Annotated in this window: 21 protein-coding genes; 12 read left to right on the top strand and 9 right to left on the bottom strand. The window is 60.5% G+C overall.

Annotated features, from left to right (window positions below; all coding sequences use genetic code 11):
- The first annotated feature begins 51 nt into the window (after positions 1-51).
- Positions 52-273, top strand: coding sequence for a 50S ribosomal protein L31 (gene rpmE, locus ACP7BS_RS16560; protein ID WP_113242022.1), 222 nt, complete (start codon positions 52-54; stop codon positions 271-273).
- Between the two features lie 81 nt (positions 274-354).
- On the opposite strand, the gene ftrA is transcribed toward rpmE, so the two are convergent.
- Positions 355-1,341, bottom strand: coding sequence for a transcriptional regulator FtrA (ftrA, locus tag ACP7BS_RS16555; protein WP_426238970.1), 987 nt, complete (start codon positions 1,339-1,341; stop codon positions 355-357).
- 88 nt (positions 1,342-1,429) lie between these two features.
- On the opposite strand from ftrA, the gene ACP7BS_RS16550 reads away from it, so the two are divergent.
- The 8 genes from ACP7BS_RS16550 to ACP7BS_RS16515 all read left to right on the top strand — a co-directional run bounded on the left by ACP7BS_RS16550 (position 1,430) and on the right by ACP7BS_RS16515 (position 6,068).
- The gene (locus ACP7BS_RS16550; RefSeq protein ID WP_426238969.1) at positions 1,430-1,858 is read left to right on the top strand and encodes a rhodanese-like domain-containing protein; all 429 of its coding nucleotides are present in this window, start codon (positions 1,430-1,432) and stop codon (positions 1,856-1,858) included.
- 67 nt (positions 1,859-1,925) lie between these two features.
- Complete coding sequence (locus ACP7BS_RS16545) at positions 1,926-2,255, top strand: ArsR/SmtB family transcription factor (protein ID WP_426238968.1); 330 nt, start codon at positions 1,926-1,928, stop codon at positions 2,253-2,255.
- Positions 2,252-2,734, top strand: a complete 483-nt coding sequence (locus tag ACP7BS_RS16540) for an SRPBCC family protein (protein ID WP_426238967.1) — start codon at positions 2,252-2,254, stop codon at positions 2,732-2,734. Before ACP7BS_RS16545 ends, ACP7BS_RS16540 begins: the two co-directional genes overlap by 4 nt.
- Positions 2,735-2,901: 167 nt before the next feature.
- Positions 2,902-3,318, top strand: a complete 417-nt coding sequence (locus tag ACP7BS_RS16535) for a GFA family protein (protein ID WP_426238966.1) — start codon at positions 2,902-2,904, stop codon at positions 3,316-3,318.
- Positions 3,319-3,437: 119 nt separating this feature from the next.
- Positions 3,438-4,082 carry a lysophospholipid acyltransferase family protein gene (locus ACP7BS_RS16530; RefSeq protein ID WP_426238965.1) on the top strand — a complete coding sequence of 215 codons (645 nt, stop codon included), beginning with the start codon at positions 3,438-3,440 and terminating at the stop codon, positions 4,080-4,082.
- Positions 4,079-5,029, top strand: a complete 951-nt coding sequence (locus tag ACP7BS_RS16525) for a phosphatidate cytidylyltransferase (protein ID WP_426238964.1) — start codon at positions 4,079-4,081, stop codon at positions 5,027-5,029. The genes ACP7BS_RS16530 and ACP7BS_RS16525 overlap by 4 nt, the downstream gene beginning before the upstream one ends.
- Positions 5,026-5,421 (top strand): hypothetical protein, encoded by a 396-nt coding sequence (locus ACP7BS_RS16520; protein ID WP_426238963.1) that lies wholly within the window; start codon positions 5,026-5,028, stop codon positions 5,419-5,421. Before ACP7BS_RS16525 ends, ACP7BS_RS16520 begins: the two co-directional genes overlap by 4 nt.
- Positions 5,418-6,068, top strand: a complete 651-nt coding sequence (locus tag ACP7BS_RS16515) for a CDP-alcohol phosphatidyltransferase family protein (RefSeq protein WP_426238962.1) — start codon at positions 5,418-5,420, stop codon at positions 6,066-6,068. Before ACP7BS_RS16520 ends, ACP7BS_RS16515 begins: the two co-directional genes overlap by 4 nt.
- A gap of 80 nt (positions 6,069-6,148) precedes the next feature.
- On the opposite strand, the gene ACP7BS_RS16510 is transcribed toward ACP7BS_RS16515, so the two are convergent.
- From ACP7BS_RS16510 to ACP7BS_RS16500, 3 genes are all read right to left on the bottom strand, one after another.
- Positions 6,149-6,667, bottom strand: a complete 519-nt coding sequence (locus ACP7BS_RS16510; protein ID WP_037099944.1) for a DUF1465 family protein — start codon at positions 6,665-6,667, stop codon at positions 6,149-6,151.
- 387 nt (positions 6,668-7,054) lie between these two features.
- Positions 7,055-7,243 carry a DUF1192 domain-containing protein gene (locus tag ACP7BS_RS16505; RefSeq protein WP_426238961.1) on the bottom strand — a complete coding sequence of 63 codons (189 nt, stop codon included), beginning with the start codon at positions 7,241-7,243 and terminating at the stop codon, positions 7,055-7,057.
- Complete coding sequence (locus ACP7BS_RS16500) at positions 7,240-8,520, bottom strand: MFS transporter (protein WP_426229677.1); 1,281 nt, start codon at positions 8,518-8,520, stop codon at positions 7,240-7,242. The genes ACP7BS_RS16505 and ACP7BS_RS16500 overlap by 4 nt, the downstream gene beginning before the upstream one ends.
- Positions 8,521-8,698: 178 nt before the next feature.
- Here ACP7BS_RS16500 and ACP7BS_RS16495 point away from each other — a divergent pair, with 178 nt between their 5' ends.
- The 3 genes from ACP7BS_RS16495 to ACP7BS_RS16485 all read left to right on the top strand — a co-directional run bounded on the left by ACP7BS_RS16495 (position 8,699) and on the right by ACP7BS_RS16485 (position 10,843).
- A complete protein-coding gene (locus ACP7BS_RS16495) occupies positions 8,699-8,854 on the top strand; it encodes a hypothetical protein (RefSeq protein ID WP_426229676.1) in 156 nt (51 codons plus the stop codon).
- A gap of 122 nt (positions 8,855-8,976) precedes the next feature.
- Positions 8,977-10,491 carry a sensor histidine kinase gene (locus tag ACP7BS_RS16490; RefSeq protein WP_426238960.1) on the top strand — a complete coding sequence of 505 codons (1,515 nt, stop codon included), beginning with the start codon at positions 8,977-8,979 and terminating at the stop codon, positions 10,489-10,491.
- Entirely contained in the window at positions 10,484-10,843 is a 360-nt protein-coding gene (locus ACP7BS_RS16485) for a response regulator (protein WP_426229674.1), read from the top strand. The genes ACP7BS_RS16490 and ACP7BS_RS16485 overlap by 8 nt, the downstream gene beginning before the upstream one ends.
- An 18-nt stretch (positions 10,844-10,861) precedes the next feature.
- Here ACP7BS_RS16485 and ACP7BS_RS16480 read toward each other — a convergent pair whose 3' ends face one another.
- The 5 genes from ACP7BS_RS16480 to tkt form a co-directional block, all read right to left on the bottom strand.
- Entirely contained in the window at positions 10,862-11,782 is a 921-nt protein-coding gene (locus ACP7BS_RS16480) for a PhzF family phenazine biosynthesis protein (RefSeq protein WP_426238959.1), read from the bottom strand.
- Between the two features lie 172 nt (positions 11,783-11,954).
- Complete coding sequence (locus ACP7BS_RS16475) at positions 11,955-12,980, bottom strand: class I fructose-bisphosphate aldolase (protein WP_426238958.1); 1,026 nt, start codon at positions 12,978-12,980, stop codon at positions 11,955-11,957.
- A gap of 218 nt (positions 12,981-13,198) precedes the next feature.
- On the bottom strand, positions 13,199-14,398 hold the full coding sequence (locus ACP7BS_RS16470) for a phosphoglycerate kinase (protein WP_426238957.1): 1,200 nt from the start codon (positions 14,396-14,398) through the stop codon (positions 13,199-13,201).
- A gap of 204 nt (positions 14,399-14,602) precedes the next feature.
- Positions 14,603-15,613 (bottom strand): type I glyceraldehyde-3-phosphate dehydrogenase, encoded by a 1,011-nt coding sequence (gap, locus tag ACP7BS_RS16465; RefSeq protein ID WP_426238956.1) that lies wholly within the window; start codon positions 15,611-15,613, stop codon positions 14,603-14,605.
- A gap of 72 nt (positions 15,614-15,685) precedes the next feature.
- Positions 15,686-17,668: a transketolase gene (gene tkt, locus ACP7BS_RS16460; RefSeq protein ID WP_426238955.1), complete on the bottom strand. Its 1,983-nt coding sequence runs from the start codon at positions 17,666-17,668 to the stop codon at positions 15,686-15,688.
- Between the last annotated feature and the right edge of the window lie 121 nt (positions 17,669-17,789).

Genomic DNA, 17,789 nt, shown 5'->3' with positions numbered 1-17,789 from the left:
CCCGCTAATGGCTTGCGACAATTGGACCCTGGAACTTGCAGGAAGATTGTTATGAAGGCTGATATCCATCCCGCTTACCACATGATCAAAGTCGTCATGACGGACGGCACCACGTACGAAACCCGCTCGACCTGGGGTACGGAAGGCCAGACCATGAACCTTGAGATCGACCCGACGTCGCACCCGGCATGGACCGGCGGCAACCAGCAGATGCTGGACCGCGGCGGCCGCGTTTCCAAGTTCAAGAAGCGCTTCGAAGGCCTCGGCCTCTAAGCTTCCTGCTGGAAGATATTGTCGAGAAAGCCCGGTTTTGCCGGGCTTTTTTGCGTTGCGGTTGCGCGGTCTTTCGCCTTGTCATGACGCTTTGCCGAATGCCTCCTTGTAGGCGGCGGGCGTCGTGGACAGATGCTTGCGGAAGTGATGGCGTAATGTCGCAGTCGTTCCGAAACCGGCGATCTCGGCCACCGTCTCGACGGAAACATTCGACGTCTCCAGCAAATCCCGTGCGCGCGACAACCGCTCGGCCAGGAGCCAGCGCGCCGGTGTCACGCCTGTCGCCGCCTCAAAGCGCCGCAGGAACGTGCGCGTGCTCATGCCTGCGCGCATTGCCAGCGCCTCAACCGAATGGTCGCCACCCAGGTTCGCGCGCATATGATCCAGCAGCGGTCCGAGCCGGCTGCTCTCGTGGGGCTTTGGGACCGCCTGCGCGATGAACTGGGCCTGGCCGCCATCGCGGTGGGGTGGAACAACCAGCCGGCGGGCGACTGTATTGGCGGCTGCCGTGCCGAAGTCGCGGCGGATCAGGTGCAGGCAGAGATCAAGACCGGCGGCGCTGCCTGCGGATGTCAGGACATTGCCCTCGTCGACATAAAGCACGTCGGGCGTCACCAGAATGTCGGGATATCGCAGCTTCAGGGTTTCCGTGTAGCGCCAATGCGTCGTCGCACGTTTTCCGGAAAGAAGCCCGGCGGCGGCAAGAACGAAGACGCCAGAGCAGATCGATAGAATGCGGGCGCCACGGTCATGCGCCTTGTTCAGCGCATCGCACAGATCGTCAGGCACCGGCGTCTCCACGCCGCGCCAACCGGGAACGATGATCGTATCGGCCTCTGACAGAAGCTCCAGCCCGCCATCGACGACAAATCGCACGCCGCCTGTCGCGCGCATCTCACCATCATCGATCCCGGCAACGGCAAAACGGTACCAGTCCGGCCCCATCTCCGGCCGCGAAAGGCCGAAAACCTCGACCGCAACGCCGAATTCGAACGTGCACAGGCCATCATAGGCGATGGCAACGACGAGGGGATTGCGGCTGGGCGAGGTTGGAGATACGTTTGGCATAATATTGATCCTATATGGCGATAGTGCCATCTGCAACTCCGCCCGGATGTGGCTTAGGAATTTCTCCGTCATCATAACGGAGGCCAAAATGAGCTTTGTAACCGACTATCCCGCCGCACCATCCATCGTCGCCATCGATCACTTCCTGAAGCGTCTTTCGGTGGAGACCGATTGCTCGGATGTGGCATCTGCCTTGAGCTCCGGCGAGCAGGATTTTGTCCTTCTGCACGTCGTCGGTTCGCCCGACGCTTATGCGCGCCGCCATGTTCCGGGCGCGCTCCACCTGCCGCACCGCGAAATGACGCATGCGCGCATGGCGGAATGGCCTGGTGATACGCTGTTCGTTGCCTATTGTGCCGGCCCACATTGCAACGGGGCGGACCAGGCTGCGCTCAAGCTTGCGCGCCTCGGGCGGCCGGTGAAGATCATGATTGGCGGCATCACCGGATGGGCCGATGAAGGGTTGCCCTTTGCGTCGGGCTCGCAACCGGACGTTTTTCCCAAGACGGCGGCATGAGCGTCAACCGGGCAGAGTTGAATCAATAGTGTTGACTAATCAATTAGCGAATACTACTTGAAATGTCATGATTGAAGCGACCGATATTGCCACTGTCCTGCGAACACTTGCCGACCCGACGCGCCGGGCCGTGTTCGAGCGTGTCGCCGGTTCAGACGAAATATCCGTGGTCGAGCTGACGCGCGGCAGCGGGGTGACGCAAGGCGCCATCTCGCAGCACCTCAAGTCGCTGAAGCAGGCGGGTCTGGTCGTGGAGCGGCCGGAAGGCCGCAATGTCTATTATCGCGCCCGGCCGGAAGGTCTTGAGCCGCTGGCCGACTGGATGGGCCATTATGGTGCCTTCTGGCGCGACCGCTTTGCCAATCTCAGAACCCTGCTCAAGGAGATCGATTCATGACCGGTGCCGCATTGAAATCCGATACGCAGGACATCGTGCTTGAAGAGGTATTCCCGCATGCGCCCGAGACGATCTGGAAAGCGTTGACATGGGGCGATCTGATTGCCCGGTGGATGATGGCCCCGGCGGGGTTTGAGGCGGTCGAGGGAACGCATTTTACCTTCACGACGACACCGTCAGGTGAATGGGACGGGGTTATCCATTGCCAAGTGCTGCAGGTCATTCCCAATCAACGCCTGGCCTATGCCTGGAAAGGCGGGCACGCGGGCAATTCCGGTTATGGCTCGCCGCTCGATACTGTCGTTACCTGGGTGCTGACCAAGGCTGAGGGAGGGACGCGCATCCGGCTTGTTCATTCCGGTTTTGTACTGCCGAGGAATGATACGGCCTACCAGAACATGAGCAATGGCTGGAAAAAGGTTGTCCGGAACCTCGATGCGGTGGCGGCCGAACAGGAGGGGACGAAGTCCCTGCATTGACGATACCCCGTGCGGACCTGCTTGCTGAAGCCGGCCGGCCTCCGCTCGCGTCGTCACTGAAATCATAACGCTGCTGCCAACTGAGGTTCCGGTCTACCCGCGTACGTCGCGGGCGAGCCCGTGCGCGGGCACTATTTGCTTTCAACCGCATCTTGAGGAGAAGAGAGATGAGCATGGCTTTCAAGGGTGGATGTGCCTGCGGCGTGATCCGTTATGAAATCTCCGCAGAACCGATTTTCATGAACGAGTGCCAGTGCCGGGATTGCCAGCATAGGAGCGGCGGCGGACATGGCTCCTATATGACATTCGCCGGCCGCAAGGACGTGAAGCTTGAGGGGGAGGCGAAAGAGTGGGAAGTCGCTGGCGATAGCGGCGGCATCAAGCGTCACGCCTTTTGTCCCACATGCGGATCGCCGGTTTATCTGACCTTCGTGGCAATGCCGGATCTGTTCACGGTGCACGCTGCCAGCCTTGACGATCCCAGCAGGTACAAACCGCAAGCGGTGACTTACCATGTGCGCGGCTATGCCTGGGACCACCTTGATCCGGATCTACCTAAATTCGACAGAATGCCGCCGGCGTAACGATACGCACCGGTTAAACGCCGGCTTTGCACCGGATGCTTCAATGGCGGCTTCCCTCACGGCGCAACCGCCGCTAGAGTTCTCATCAGCGTCACGAAGCTGACGGGGGTGGGATAAGTATGAAGATCATGATTGCGGAGTTCGCTGCGGCGGCCTTCGTTCTGTTTGCCCGCGCGATCACCGCAGTTCGCGCCATCTGGCCGGAGCATGGACTGCCGTCGCGCCCTTGCGTCTATTTTGCCAATCATTCCAGCCATGGCGATTTCGTTCTGGTCTGGGCGGTGCTGCCGCCGAGACTGCGCAAGCTGGCGCGGCCGGTGGCCGGTGCCGAATACTGGCTGAAATCGAAGGTCAGCACCTTCATCGGCCGCGATGTCTTCAACGCGGTGCTGATCGAGCGCGAACGGGAAAACCGCACGCAGGATCCGATCGCGCTGATGACTGCGGCGATCGACGAAGGCTCGTCGTTGATCCTGTTTCCCGAGGGGACGCGCAATCAGACGGATGCGCGGCTGCTCCCTTTCAAGAGTGGGCTCTTTCATCTGGTCTCGTCGCGGCCGGACGTCGATCTCGTGCCTGTGTGGATCAACAATCTCAACCGCGTCATGCCGAAGGGCGAGATCGTGCCGATCCCGCTGATCTGCACCGTCACCTTCGGCGACGCCCTTCGCATCGCGCCAAACGAGGGCAAGGACGCCTTTCTTGAGCGGACGCAGGCAGCACTTCTGGCCTTGGCTCCAAAACCATTGGGAAGCGGCGAATGAATACGGCAAGCTCCGACCTCCTGACCCTGGTTTTGGGTATTTTCGGAGTCCTGATCCTTGCCTCGGCAATCGGCTACGTGCTACAGCGGCGCTTCGCCGCCACCGGACCGAATGCCGCGGTGGACAACCTCAATGCCCGCATCAAGGCGTGGTGGGTGATGGTCATCCTGATCGGCATCGCCTTTATCGCCGGCCGGGTCGGCGTCCTCGTTCTCTTCGCCTTCTGCTCCTTTGCCGCCCTGCGCGAGTTCGTCACCCTGATCAACACCCGGCGCGCCGATCACTGGGCGCTGGCCTCGGCCTTCTTCATCGTCTTGCCGATCCAGTACTATCTGCTGTGGGCTGAGGAATACGGCATCTTCGCGATCTTCATTCCGGTCTATGCCTTCCTGTTGATGCCGATCATTTCCGTGCTGAGGGGCGATACCGAGCGGTTCCTCATTCGTATTGCAGAGGTGCAATGGGCGCTGATGATCTGCGTTTTCTGCGCCTCGCATGTGCCGGCGCTGCTGACGCTCACCATACCCGGTTACGAGGGACGCAGCGTGCTTCTGATCGCCTTTCTGGTGATCGTCGTGCAGTTGAGCGATGTGCTGCAATATGTCTGGGGCAAGCTGTTCGGGCGTACCAAGATCGCTCCGAACCTGTCACCGTCGAAGACGGTTGAGGGCTTTGCCGGCGGCGTCATCAGCGCCACGCTGATCGGCGCATCGCTGTGGTGGATCACGCCGTTTACGCCGTTCCAGGCAGGCGTCCTTGCCTTCATCATTACCATCATGGGGTTCTTCGGCGGGCTGGTGATGTCGGCGGTCAAGCGCGATCGCGGTGTCAAGGACTGGGGTAACCTGATCGAAGGCCATGGCGGGCTAATCGACCGGCTGGATTCCGTCGTCTTTTCGGCGCCGATCTTCTTCCACATCGTGCGCTACTGGTGGTCGCTGTCGTGACGGCAACGTTGAGGCGATTGGCAGGCAGCGGCACGGTGCATGTCCTGTTCGCCTTTCTGGCGATGGGCGGCTGGGCTTCCTTTGCCAATCGCGGTCATGCCATGCCGCAACCGCTCTATTCGGGGCTTCTGCAGGGGGCGCTGTCGGCCTGCCTGACGCTGTTCCTAAAATCCGTGATTGACGTTCTGTCCAGACGTTTTAGAGGCGTCACGAGATTTTGGGCGCCGCCTTTGATCGCATGCCTGGGCTCGGCAAGCCTGCTGACCGCGTTGCATGCACTGATCGGCACGCCCGAAATCGCCAAAACCATCGCGGTGCCATTGCTGGTCTCGACCAGCTATGCGGCGATCTACAATTATTCGATTTCCAGAAGAAGAGGTGCGGGATCATGACGGAGACAGGCGACCGGCGGCCGCTGGCAAGCCGCAACACCCGATGGGCCGGAACCATCGCCCGGTGGCTGGCAGCACGGGCGATTACGCCCAACCAGATCTCTCAAGCCAGCATGGTGGCGGCAGCGCTGGCCGGTGGCGCATTCGTGCTGGCCGGGCAGAGCACAGGCGGCTTGCGGATACTCTGCCTGCTCTCGGCTATCCTGTTTTGCCAGCTTCGGCTGCTCTGCAACCTGTTCGACGGCATGGTGGCCGTCGAAGGAGGCAAGGGGGCGCCGGATGGGCCGTTCTGGAACGAGTTTCCGGATCGGGTCGCCGATCTCCTGATCTTTGCCGGTGTCGGCTACGGCATCGGCATGCCGGGCCTCGGCTGGGCCGCCGGTGCCTTTGCCGTCCTCACAGCCTATGTCCGCGAACTCGGCCGTGCCACCGGGCAGCCAAGCGACTTCTCAGGCCCGATGGCCAAGCAGCACCGTATGGCGGCGATCACGGCGGCGGCTGCCATCTCTATTCTGGAACCGATGTGGAACGGTCACAATCAGGTGCTGATGGTGGCGCTGTGGATCGTTGCCATTGGGGCAGCTCTCACGGCAGCTCGTCGTGGCCGGAAATTGGTCCTTCGTCTGAAAGCTGCGGGCGAGCAGTAGTCCCTAAAGGAACGCCAGAGGAACAAAAAACCCGGCTCATTGGCCGGGTTAGTAAGTCCTGTTGCCTGTAGGCTTGGAGATCAGTTGGTACCGAAGGCGGTCTGCAACAGGTTGAGCTGTGCCTTGACGCCGTTCTGGTTGTCCGGAAGGAAGTTCTGGGCTTCCTGCGGGCGGTAGATTTCGCGGTCGAGCAGGGCGACGCGGTTTTGCAGGCGCAACGAGCGGTCGATCAGATCGCGAAAGCCTTCCGGCAGGTCGTTCCAGCCCGGTGCGGTGCGATCGACATTGAAGCTGTCGAGCCGAACCTTGTTCTTTTCCGACAGGACCTGTTCGCGGTTCATCTCGCCATTGTTGACGGCGCGCTGCAGCAGAAGCCAGGACGCCATCTGCATCAGGCGGGTGGTGAGGCGCATCGATTCGGCTGCATAGAGCACCGACGCCATGCGCGGCAGCACCTTGGATGCGGTGCGGCCGGGGCCGTCGAGATAGCTTGCCGTTTCTTCAACCAGGCCCATGCCTTCAGCGTACAGCACCTTGAACTGCGCCGAAGATGCAGCATGCCCCGCGAAGCTCACAGTATTCAATCCCCGTTCGGACATGGTTTGATTCCCTGGTTAAACGCATCGACTTGGTCAGGTAACGGACGGGTTAACGAAAAGTTTCCTGCCGCCCGTTTGATAGCTTGAACATGATCCCATAGCGCATTCCGCGCAAGCCTATTCTTAAGAAAGGGTTAATCTCCACAATTCTCTGCAAGTTGTGGAAAAAAAGACAAAAAAAGAGCCGCAAAAGCGGCTCTCAAGGTAAAACAGGGAGAAAAATCAGACCATTCGCCAATGGTGAAATGTCTGAGTCCAGAGCGATCCGGATGCCTCAGTAATACATTATAATGCTTAATGATGTGTTTCGACGGCCAGAATCAGGGCGAAATGTTGCCATAGTTTCAATGGCCAGCCGTCATGACGTTCCTTCGACATGCAAAGCTATTAACGAAAGAAACTCTCGGCGGCGGATTTGCTTGCCGACTTTCTTTGCCGCTCTGCTTCCAGCCGCTCGATCTCCTGTTTCAGCAGGTCGATGCGTAGGGAAAGCTCGTCGGCCGACAGCAATGCGAGGTCGGAGCCGATCTCATGGGCCAGCTGTTTCTTCGGGCGGTCATCATCAAACAGGCTCATTGCGGCTTCCTTTCCGGCTCTTCGCTAGCCGGCTCCTCGTCGAACGGCGCGGCGCGCGGCGACAGTTGCAGGCTCTCGGGCGTCGTCAGCGTTCCCGGGTTGATCGTCGAGTAGGCGTCGCGTTCGGACGCCGGTACGGCGGCGCGCATGCGGCTGCGGAAGATCGCATAAGCGGTGATCAGCACATGGGCGCAAGCGGTGATCATGAACAGGCCGTAGGGGCCGGTGACGGTCATGATCGGGCCGCCGATGGTCGGTCCGATGATCGTGCCGATGCCATAGAGCAGAAGCAGGCCGCCGGAAATCTTGACGAAATCCTCGGGCGTCGCAAAGTCGTTGGCGTGCGATACGGCGATCGGATAGAGCGCGTTGGCGGTGGCGCCATAAATGCCGACAAGCGTGATCAGCATGATCACATGGGTCGGCTCGATCAGGAAGATCAGCGTGCCGGCGACAGCGGCGACGGCGGCGAGCGCTGCCAGAACATAACGGCGGTCGATCATGTCGGAGAGGCGGCCGGCGGGAAACTGCATCACCGCCCCGGCAAAGATCGTCGTACTCATCATCAGCGCGACATTGCTGTCGGTCAAGCCGACCTGGCGGCCGAACACGGCGCCGAGCGTACCATAGGCACCGTTGGCAATGCCGACCAGCAGGATGCCGAGGAAGGAGATCGGCGAATTGCGATAGAGGCCGCGCAGGTCGAGGCTGACCTGTTTCAGCGGCTGCGGCGAGGCTGCTGTCGAAAGCAGCGTCGGCAGCATGGCCAGGCAATAGACGATGCCGCAGATCATGAAGAATGTCGTCGTTCCGGTATCGCCGAACGGGATCATCAACTGGCCGCCGACGACGCCCATCAGCGTGATGGCGATATAGAGCGAGAAGATGGCGCCGCGGCTTTCATTGGTGGCGCGCTCGTTCAGCCAGCTTTCGATGATCATCGACGTGCCGGCCGTCGAAAACCCGGTAAAGGCGCGCAGCACCACCCACCAGATCGGATCGACCAGCAGGCCGGTCAACAGGGCGATGATGGCGAGAAGGGCGGCAAAGCCGCTGAACGCGCGCACATGCCCGGCGCGCTTGACGATCGTCGGGGCAAGCAGGCAGCCAAGGACGAAGCCGCTGGCCCAGGACGTGCCGAGCAGACCGAGCAATGTGGTCGAATAGCCTTCCGTCGTCCCGCGCACCGGCAAAAGCAGGCTGTGCAGGCCGTTTCCAAGGAACAGAAACAGCGTTCCGAGCAGGAGTGCGGCGACAGGAAGAAGGTTTTTTCGCATGTGAAATCCGCTGGTTCCGGGCTCCGACAAAACTAAGGCCATGCCTGCGCAATTGCCAGCCGGAATTTTTCATTGAGTGAGAATGCAAAAGACGCTCTAACCCAGATCGCGCGCAAAAGCGACGCGCGCGTGACGGGCCGGAAGCGTCCTTAAGCTCTTCGCAACAAATGAGAAAACAATGTCGAAAGCGTTAACGGTTCTTCTGCTTTTGGCGATGCTGATCCAGGTGTTGAAACCGCTCAACCTGCCCGGGCTGCGCCGTCGCAGCGATTTCTGGAAGATTGCCGTGTTCGCTATCGCGGTGATGATGATAACGGTGCTGATCCGGCCGTGAAACTTTGCTTCAAACCCGCCGCCGCCAGTCTTGCCGTTTCAAAATTGTGCGTTAAATCCCGTCCGTTAGTGAAACGATTGACAGTTTAACCTGCTTTGCGGTTGGCGTGAAAGGGCTTGGCCATGAGCCTTGGACTGATTGAAGCTCGAAACGATGAAGACGAATTCGAGTTTCTGGGAAATGGGGGCGCGTTGGGCAGGCTCATCCGGGACTGTGATTGGGCATCGACGCCTCTGGGTCCTGCCCGTGATTGGCCCGGCTGTCTGAAGACGGCGACGGCGCTTCTGCTGCAATCTCCCGTGCCCATCGTCATGCTTTGGGGGGAGCAGGGCGTGATGATCTACAACGACGCCTATTCCATCTTTGCCGGTGGACGGCACCCCGACCTGCTCGGCTCGAATGTGCGCGAAGGTTGGCCAGAAGTCGCCGATTTCAACGATAATGTCATGAAGGTTGGACTGGCCGGCGGAAAGCTTGCTTACCGGGATCAGGAGCTTACCCTGCACCGCAAGGGCGTACCGGAACAGGTCTGGATGGACCTGGACTACTCCCCGGTGCTTGACGAGAGCGGCAAGCCTGCCGGTGTCATCGCCATTGTCGTGGAGACGACGGAGCGCGTTCTCGCCGACCGGCGCAATGCCGCCGAGCATGAGCGGCTTCAGCAATTGTTCGAGCAAGCCCCGTCTTTCATGGCTATGCTTCACGGCCCCGAGCACCGGTTCGAACTGGTCAATCCGGAATATCGCAAGCTGATTGGCGAACGCGACGTCCTTGGAAAAACAGTTGGTGAAGCGCTTCCGGAAATCGCAGGTCAGGGTTTTGTCGAATTGCTGGATACGGTGTTTGAAACCGGACAGGCGGTCAGCCGTTTTTCCGAAAGAGTGCTGCTGCAAAGATCAGGCGAAGCGGTCGAAGAGCGATATCTCGATTTCGTCTATCAACCGATCAAGAGTGACGATGGCAAGGTGACCAATATTTTCGTGCAGGGATCGGATGTGACCTTGCGGGTGCGGGCGGAGAACCATCAAAGGCTGCTGGTCAACGAACTCAATCACCGGGTCAAGAACACCCTTGCATCGGTGCAATCGATCGTCATGCAGACCCTGCGCGGCTCGCATTCGATGGAAGAAGCAAGCGGCGCGATCAGCGCTCGTATCCTCGCCTTGTCGGCAGCGCATAATATCCTGACCAACGAAAACTGGGATGGAGCTGATCTCTCCGTCATCGTGGCATCATCGACTGACGCCTTCGACGGCCCTGCCCGGGATCGCTTCCGGATCAAAGGGCCGCATGTCCGGCTTGGACCGCGGGCAGCGCTGTCGATGGCCCTTGCCCTTCACGAACTGGCGACGAACGCAGTCAAATATGGAGCACTGTCGAACGAGACCGGGTTTGTGACGATCGAATGGTCGGTGAACAATACAGGCGATGACGGTGCATTCATGCTCACCTGGCGCGAGATCGGTGGCCCGTCCGCGCCCGTATCCGACCGCAAGGGTTTCGGGTCCCGCCTTATCCTGCGGGTCCTGCCGATGGAACTCGGAGGAACGGCGCAGATCGATTACGGCCCTGAGGGATTTTTCTTCACGCTGGACACGACACTCAGAGCCATCGAGGAAAGTGTGTCCGGTGGATAGACAGGCAAAAAAACGTGTCCTTCTGGTCGAGGATGAAGCCCTCGTCGCCATGCTGGTTGAAGATTACCTGACGGATCTCGGCTTCGATGTGGTCGGCCCTGCCATGCGGCTGGAGCCGGCGCTGCAAATGGCGCAGACTGCGGATATCGACTTTGCCGTTCTCGACATCAACCTTGCCGGAAAGCAATCCTTTCCGATCGCCGAAATCCTGCGTCAGCGCGGAATAGCCTTCCTCTTTGCCAGCGGCTATGGCGCTGCCGGGCTGGCGGAGGGATTTGAACAGGTGCGGGTGCTGCAAAAGCCCTTCGATCGCAGTGATCTCGAAAAGGCGATGCAGCAAGTCACCTCGTAAGGACTGCCGGTACGTTGCCTAGAGAAGGATCGTGCCGCTCATCACGGTGGCGCATTCTCCGGCGATGCGGATGCTTTTGATTTTTCCACCGGATTTCCTTGCCGTCACGCCGATCACGCTTCTGCGCCCCATCTCGACGCCCTGCTCTATGGTAATTTCTACGACGGTGTTGCTCTCCGGCAGCAGCGAGGTCAGTAAAGCGCCCAGTGCACCGGAGGCGCTGCCGGTTGCCGGATCTTCGATGACGTTATCGAGCGGCGCAAACATGCGGGCGCGCAGATGCCACGGGTTTTCCGCCTGACGCACGTAGAGAAACAGCGCAAACTGATCGTCTTCCGGCGAGTAACGCCGCCCGGCCTCGGCAAAGGCTGCGGTGTTTGGGCATGCCTTGCCAAGCGTTTCGAGATCGGCCAGTTCGGCCACCGCAAAGGGCAGGCCGACAGAGGCGATAACCGGGGCGTGGGCCGCAAGGGAAATCGCTGCTACCTCGATCGAGGCGCAGTGGGCGATGGTTTCGCGGTCGATCTGTGGCCCAAGCGATAGTCGCTGCGGCGCGAAAATACCGGCGCCAGTCACTTGCCCATCGGCCTCGCGTATCAATGCCGCCTCGACAATTCCAGCTTTCTCCTCGAACCGGAGCACATCGCCTGTTGGACGGCCGAAAACATCGGGCTGACGGCCGAGAACGAAGGCTGTGCCGACATTGGGATGCCCGGCAAACGGAATTTCCATGGTCGGCGTGAAGATCCGCACATGCGCCGTGTTGGCGGGATGTTGCGGGGGCAGCACGAAGGTGACTTCGGAATAGCGGAATTCGGCGGCGATGTTCTGCATCTGCGCGTCCGTGAGACCACGGGCATCCGGGATGACAGCCAGCTGATTGCCGGAAAACCGTTCGCTGGTGAAGACATCGACGGTGACATAGGCAATGCTGTTCATAATGGTTTTCCCTTGGCCAGGCTGATCCGCGTGTCAGGGATAGCGCGAGGCGGAGATCATGCGAACACGATTTTTGTCACCCAGACAATCGAAAGGGCATCATGGCTTTGCGCAACAGTAAAAGCCCGGCCGCTTGCGCGAACCGGGCTTCCTCCCCTCAGTAACTGTGACGTTACGCGGCTTTTTCGAGGTCTTTCTTCCAGCCGCCCTTGGCGGCAAGGCTGCACATTTCGGCGCGATGGCTGAAGGCGCGCTGGCCGGCGGCGATGTTTTCCGGCTTGCCGCTCCAAGCGGCCAGTGCCTCGGTCTGCAGCGCTCGGCCATAGGAGAATGTCATGCCCCAGGGTAGGTCGTAACCGGCCTTCATAGCAGAGAGATGCGCGGTCGCTTCCTCGGTGGACTGGCCACCGGAAAGGAAGGCGATGCCCGGAACGGCTGACGGCACGGTGCGCTTCAGAACCTTGACCGTACGTTCGGCGACTTCGGCGACCGAGGCTTTGCGCGCTTTCTTGCCGTCGATGACCATGCTTGGCTTGAGGATCATGCCTTCCAGGCTGACGCGGGCATCGTTCAGTTCGTCGAACACGATGCGCAATGTCAGTTCGGTCACTTCCTCCGAGCGTTCGATCGAGTGGGTTCCGGGTACGCCGTCCATCAGCACTTCCGGCTCGACGATCGGCACGATGCCGGCTTCCTGGCAAAGCGCGGCGTAGCGGGCCAGCGCCTGCGCATTGGCCTTGATGGCGCCGAAGCTCGGCAGTACATCGGAGACCGAGATCACGCCGCGCCATTTGGCGAAGCGGGCGCCGGCATCATAATAGGTTTTCAGGCGGGCGGCGAGGCCATCGAGGCCTTCGGTGATCGTCTCTCCCGGAAACTTTGCCATCGGCTTGGCGCCGGTATCGACCTTGATACCGGGAACGGCACCGGCGGCGCGGATGACATCGACGAGCGGTGTGCCGTCGGCTGCCTTCTGGAACAGGGTTTCCTCATAGAGGATGACGCCGGAAATGTAGGCCTTCATCGCGTCGTCGGCGCGAAACAGCATCTCGCGGTAATCGCGGCGGGACGTTTCCGTCGATGTCAGGCTGATCGTCTCGAAGCGCTTGCCGATCGTCGCGGTGGATTCGTCGGCTGCCAGCAGACCCTTGCCGGTGGCGACCATGGCGGCTGCAATATCTTCCAGTCTTTCGCTCATATGCGTTCTCCTGATTGTCCTGATGGATCGCGGATAGCAGAAGAATACGGCAAGGAAAACGGAAGTTAAATTGTTTAAAACGATTAAAATAAATTTAATCGTTTGAAAGATTGGGATTATTTTTGCACTGCATCCAAAAGTGGGTGCGACGCAACGAAAAACCCCCGGCACAGGGCCGGGGGGTGGAAGGGTGATTGGCGTTCGCTCAAGCGGTCAATTTACTTCTGCTGGTGCAGAACATCGACGCCCGGCAACGGCTTGCCTTCCATCCATTCGAGGAATGCGCCGCCGGCTGTCGAGACATAGGTCAGGTCATCGGCAACGCCGGCATGGTTCATTGCCGAAACCGTATCGCCGCCACCGGCAACCGAAACGAGAGCGCCGCTCTTGGTACGGCTTGCCGCATGTTTGGCCACTGCGACGGTGGCCTTGTCGAACGGGGCGATTTCAAACGCGCCGAGCGGGCCGTTCCAGACCAGCGTTTCGGCCTTGCTCACCCATTCGTTGACGGCAGCGATCGACTTCGGTCCGACATCGAGCACCATGGCGTCGGCCGGGATCGCTTCGATATCGACCACTTCATTGTCGGCACCAGCCTTGAACTCGCGGGCAATGACGCCGTCGACCGGCAGTACGATGGCGCAACCGGCCGTCGCTGCTTCGATCATGATCTGCTTGGCGGTGTCGGCAAGGTCATGCTCGCACAGCGACTTGCCGACATTGGTGCCGCGGGCGGCGATGAAGGTATTGGCCATGCCGCCGCCGATCACCAGCGCATCGACCTTCTTCACCAGGTTCATCAACAGGTCGATCTTGGTGGAGACCTTGGCGCCGCCGACGATGGCGACGACCGGGCGCTTCGGATTGCCGAGGCCCTTTTCCAGCGCCTCAAGCTCGGCCTGCATGGTGCGTCCGGCATAGGCGGGCAGCAGGCGGGCAAGGCCTTCGGTCGAGGAATGGGCGCGGTGGGCGGCAGAGAAGGCGTCGTTGACATAGATGTCGCCATTGGCGGCCAGCGCCTTGGTGAACGCGGCGTCGTTCTTTTCCTCGCCCTTGTGGAAGCGGGTATTTTCGAGCAGCAGGACGTCGCCGTCGTTCATGCCGGCAACAGCAGCCGCTGCCTTTTCGCCGATGCAATCGGCAGCGAATTGAACGCGCTGGTCGAGAATGTCCTCGACGGCAGACGCGATCAGCGACAATGACATGTCGGCGACCGGTTCGCCCTTCGGACGGCCGAAATGGGCAAGCAGGATAACCTTGGCGCCCTTTTCGGAGAGTTCGCGGATGGTCGGTATGATACGTTCGATGCGGGTCGCATCCGTCACCTGGCCGTCCTTGACCGGCACATTGAGATCGACGCGCACAAGCACGCGTTTGCCGGCGATATCGGTAAGGTCGTCGAGGGTCTTGAAAGTCATGGATTGTCTCCGGATCGGCGTTCGGAGTATGAGGCGGGCTACCCCCCTCTGTCCCTCCGGGACATCTCCCCCTCAAGGGGGGAGATCACCGAAGCCCCGAATGCTTCATGTAAGGTTGGCAGGTGTGTTGCAGCCAATCTCCCCCCTTGAGGGGGAGATGTCACGGTAGTGACAGAGGGGGGTGCCCCTCCAAGTACTCGAATCCTAGATCAGCTTTGCCATCGCAACGGCCGTGTCGGCCATGCGGTTGGAGAAGCCCCATTCATTGTCGTACCAGGACAGGATACGGACGAACTTGCCTTCCAGAACCTTGGTCTGGTCGTTGGCGAAGATCGACGAATGGCTGTCATGGTTGAAGTCGCGCGACACCAGCGGCTCGTCGGTGTAGCCGAGGATGCCCTTGAGGGCGCCGTCAGCGGCTGCCTTGATCGCGCCGTTGATTTCGGCAACCGTCGTGTCGCGCTTGGCGACGAACTTGAAGTCGACGACCGAAACGTTCGGGGTCGGCACGCGGATCGAGGTGCCGTCGAGCTTGCCCTTGAGGTGCGGCAGCACGAGGCCGACGGCCTTGGCGGCGCCGGTCGAGGTCGGGATCATCGACAAAGCTGCAGCGCGGGCGCGGTACAGATCCTTGTGCATCGTGTCGAGCGTCGGCTGGTCGCCGGTATAGGAATGGATCGTCGTCATGAAGCCATGATCGATGCCGACGACATCGTCCAGGGTCTTGACGACCGGAACCAGGCAGTTGGTCGTGCAGGAAGCGTTGGAGATGACCAGATGTTCCTTGGTCAGTTCGCTGTGGTTGACGCCGAAGACGACAGTCAGATCGGCACCGTCGGCAGGCGCCGAAACGATGACACGCTTGGCGCCGGCCTGAAGGTGCAGGGCAGCCTTGTCGCGCGATGTGAAGATGCCGGTGCATTCCAGAGCGATATCGACGCCCATTGCGGCATGCGGCAGGGTTGCCGGGTCCTTGATCGCGGTGACCTTGATCGGCTTGCCGCCGGCAACGATGATCGTGTCGCCTTCGACCTGCACCGTGGCCGGGAACTTGCCGTGGATCGAATCGTAACGCAGCAGATGGGCATTGGTCTCGACAGGGCCGAGATCGTTGATGGCAACGACTTCAATATCGGTGCGGCCGGATTCGACGATGGCGCGAAGGACGTTGCGGCCGATGCGGCCAAAGCCGTTGATGGCAACTTTTACAGTCATTTCAGGTCTCTCCCTGTCTAAGGTGTCGATGTGGAAAACGGAGCGCGTTCTGACGCGCTCCGAAGGGGAAAATCAGGCAAGCTTCTTTTCGGCAGCCGCGACGATGGCGTCCGAGGTGATGCCGAAATGCTTGAACAGGTCCTTGGCCGGACCGGACGCGCCAAACGAGTGCATGCCGACGAAATCTCCATCATTGCCGATGAAGTAATCCCAGCCCTGGCGGACTGCGGCTTCTGCGGCGATCTTGACCGGTGCTGTACCGATAACGGCCTTGCGGTAATCGTCCGGCTGCTCCTGGAACAGTTCGACGCAGGGAACCGAAACCACGCGGGTCGCAATGCCCTTGCCGTTCAGTTCGGCTGCAGCCTTGACGGCCAGTTCGACTTCCGAGCCGGATGCGAAGATCGAGACCTTGGCATTCTCAGCGGCGATTAGCTCATAGGCACCCTTGGCGCAGAGGTTTTCGGCCGAATAGGTCAGGCGCGCCGGCGCCAGATTCTGGCGGGTCAGCGCCAGGCCGGATGGACGGTGCTGTTCCTTCAGGGCTTGCTGCCAGCATTCAGCGGTTTCCACCGCGTCGGCCGGGCGGAACATCAGGAGGTTCGGAATGGCGCGAAGGGCTGCCATGTGTTCGACAGGCTCGTGCGTCGGGCCATCTTCGCCGACCCCGATCGAATCGTGCGTCAGGACATGGATGACGCGGATGCCCATCAGGGCAGCCAGGCGGATCGACGGACGGCAGTAGTCCGAGAAGATCATGAAGCCACCGGAATACGGGATCAGACCGCCGTGCAGCGTGATGCCGTTCATGGCGGCAGCCATGCCGTGTTCGCGGATGCCCCAGTGCATGTAGCGGCCGGAGAAATCGGTCGGGGTGATCGACGTCATCTGGCTGGTCTTGGTGTTGTTGGACGGCGTCAGGTCGGCCGAGCCGCCCAGCATTTCCGGCACGATGCCGTTGATGACTTCAAGCGCGTCTTCCGACGCCTTGCGCGTGGCAATGGCCGGCGGAGCATCGGCCAGCTTTTTCTTGTAGGTGTCGATGGCGGCATCGAGATTGCCCGGAAGCACACCGGCAAAACGGCGGGTGAACTCGGACTTCTTGCCGGCCTCGGTCGAAGCCAGACGGCCTTCCCAGGCCTTGCGCGCGTCTGCCGAGCGGCCACCGGCCGTGCGCCAGGCGTCGAGAACGTCTGCTGGGATGGTGAAGGCTTCGGATTCCCAGTTCAGCGCCTTGCGGGCTGCCGCAATTTCCTCGGCGCCGAGCGGCGAACCGTGGACTTTATGGGTGCCCTGCTTGTTGGGCGCGCCGAAACCGATGACGGTCTTGCAGGCGATGAAGGTCGGGCGGTCGGACTTGTGGGCTTCCTCGATGGCTGCCGCGATCTGATCCGGATCATGACCGTCAACGCGGATCGTGTTCCAGTGAACGGCCTGGAAGCGGGCGATCTGGTCGGTCGAATCCGACAGCGAGACGGCGCCGTCGATGGTGATGTTGTTGTCGTCCCAGAACAGCACCAGCTTGTTGAGCTTGAGGTGGCCAGCCAGCGCAATGGCTTCGTGGCTTATGCCCTCCATCAGGCAGCCATCGCCGCACAGGACATAGGTGCGATGGTTCTGCAGGTCGCTGCCGAACTCTTCTTCGAGCTTGCGCTCCGCAATCGCCATGCCGACGGCATTGGCAATGCCCTGGCCGAGCGGGCCGGTGGTGGTTTCGATGCCGGAGGCATGACCGTATTCCGGATGACCGGCCGTTTTGGAACCCAGCTGGCGGAACTGCTTGATGTCCTCGATGGTCATATCCTCGTAGCCCGTCAGATAGAGCAGCGAGTAGAGCAGCATCGAGCCATGGCCGGCCGACAGGACGAAACGATCGCGGTCTGCCCAGAGCGGCGCCTTCGGATCGAATTTCAGGTAACGGGAGAATAGCACCGTTGCCACATCGGCAGCACCCATGGGCAAGCCGGGATGGCCGGAATTGGCCTTTTCAACGGCATCCATGGAGAGGAATCGGATTGCATTTGCCATCCGGTCGTGATTTTCGCGAGAGATCATTGTCTGTTCCGCTTGAGTTCGGTGGACAGGGGACGGTCTCTATCCTCCAAAGACCGTATGAGAAGCGGCTGACACATAGCACCTGCTTCGACGGAGTCAACAAATACGGGCTTTCCGACTA

The sequence above is a fragment of the Pararhizobium sp. DWP1-1-3 genome, assembly GCF_049896125.1.
In the GTDB taxonomy this organism is placed as follows: Bacteria; Pseudomonadota; Alphaproteobacteria; order Rhizobiales; family Rhizobiaceae; genus Pararhizobium.
The sequence above is the reverse complement of the archived record's forward strand: the minus strand, read 5'-3'. Positions and strand labels throughout refer to the sequence as shown.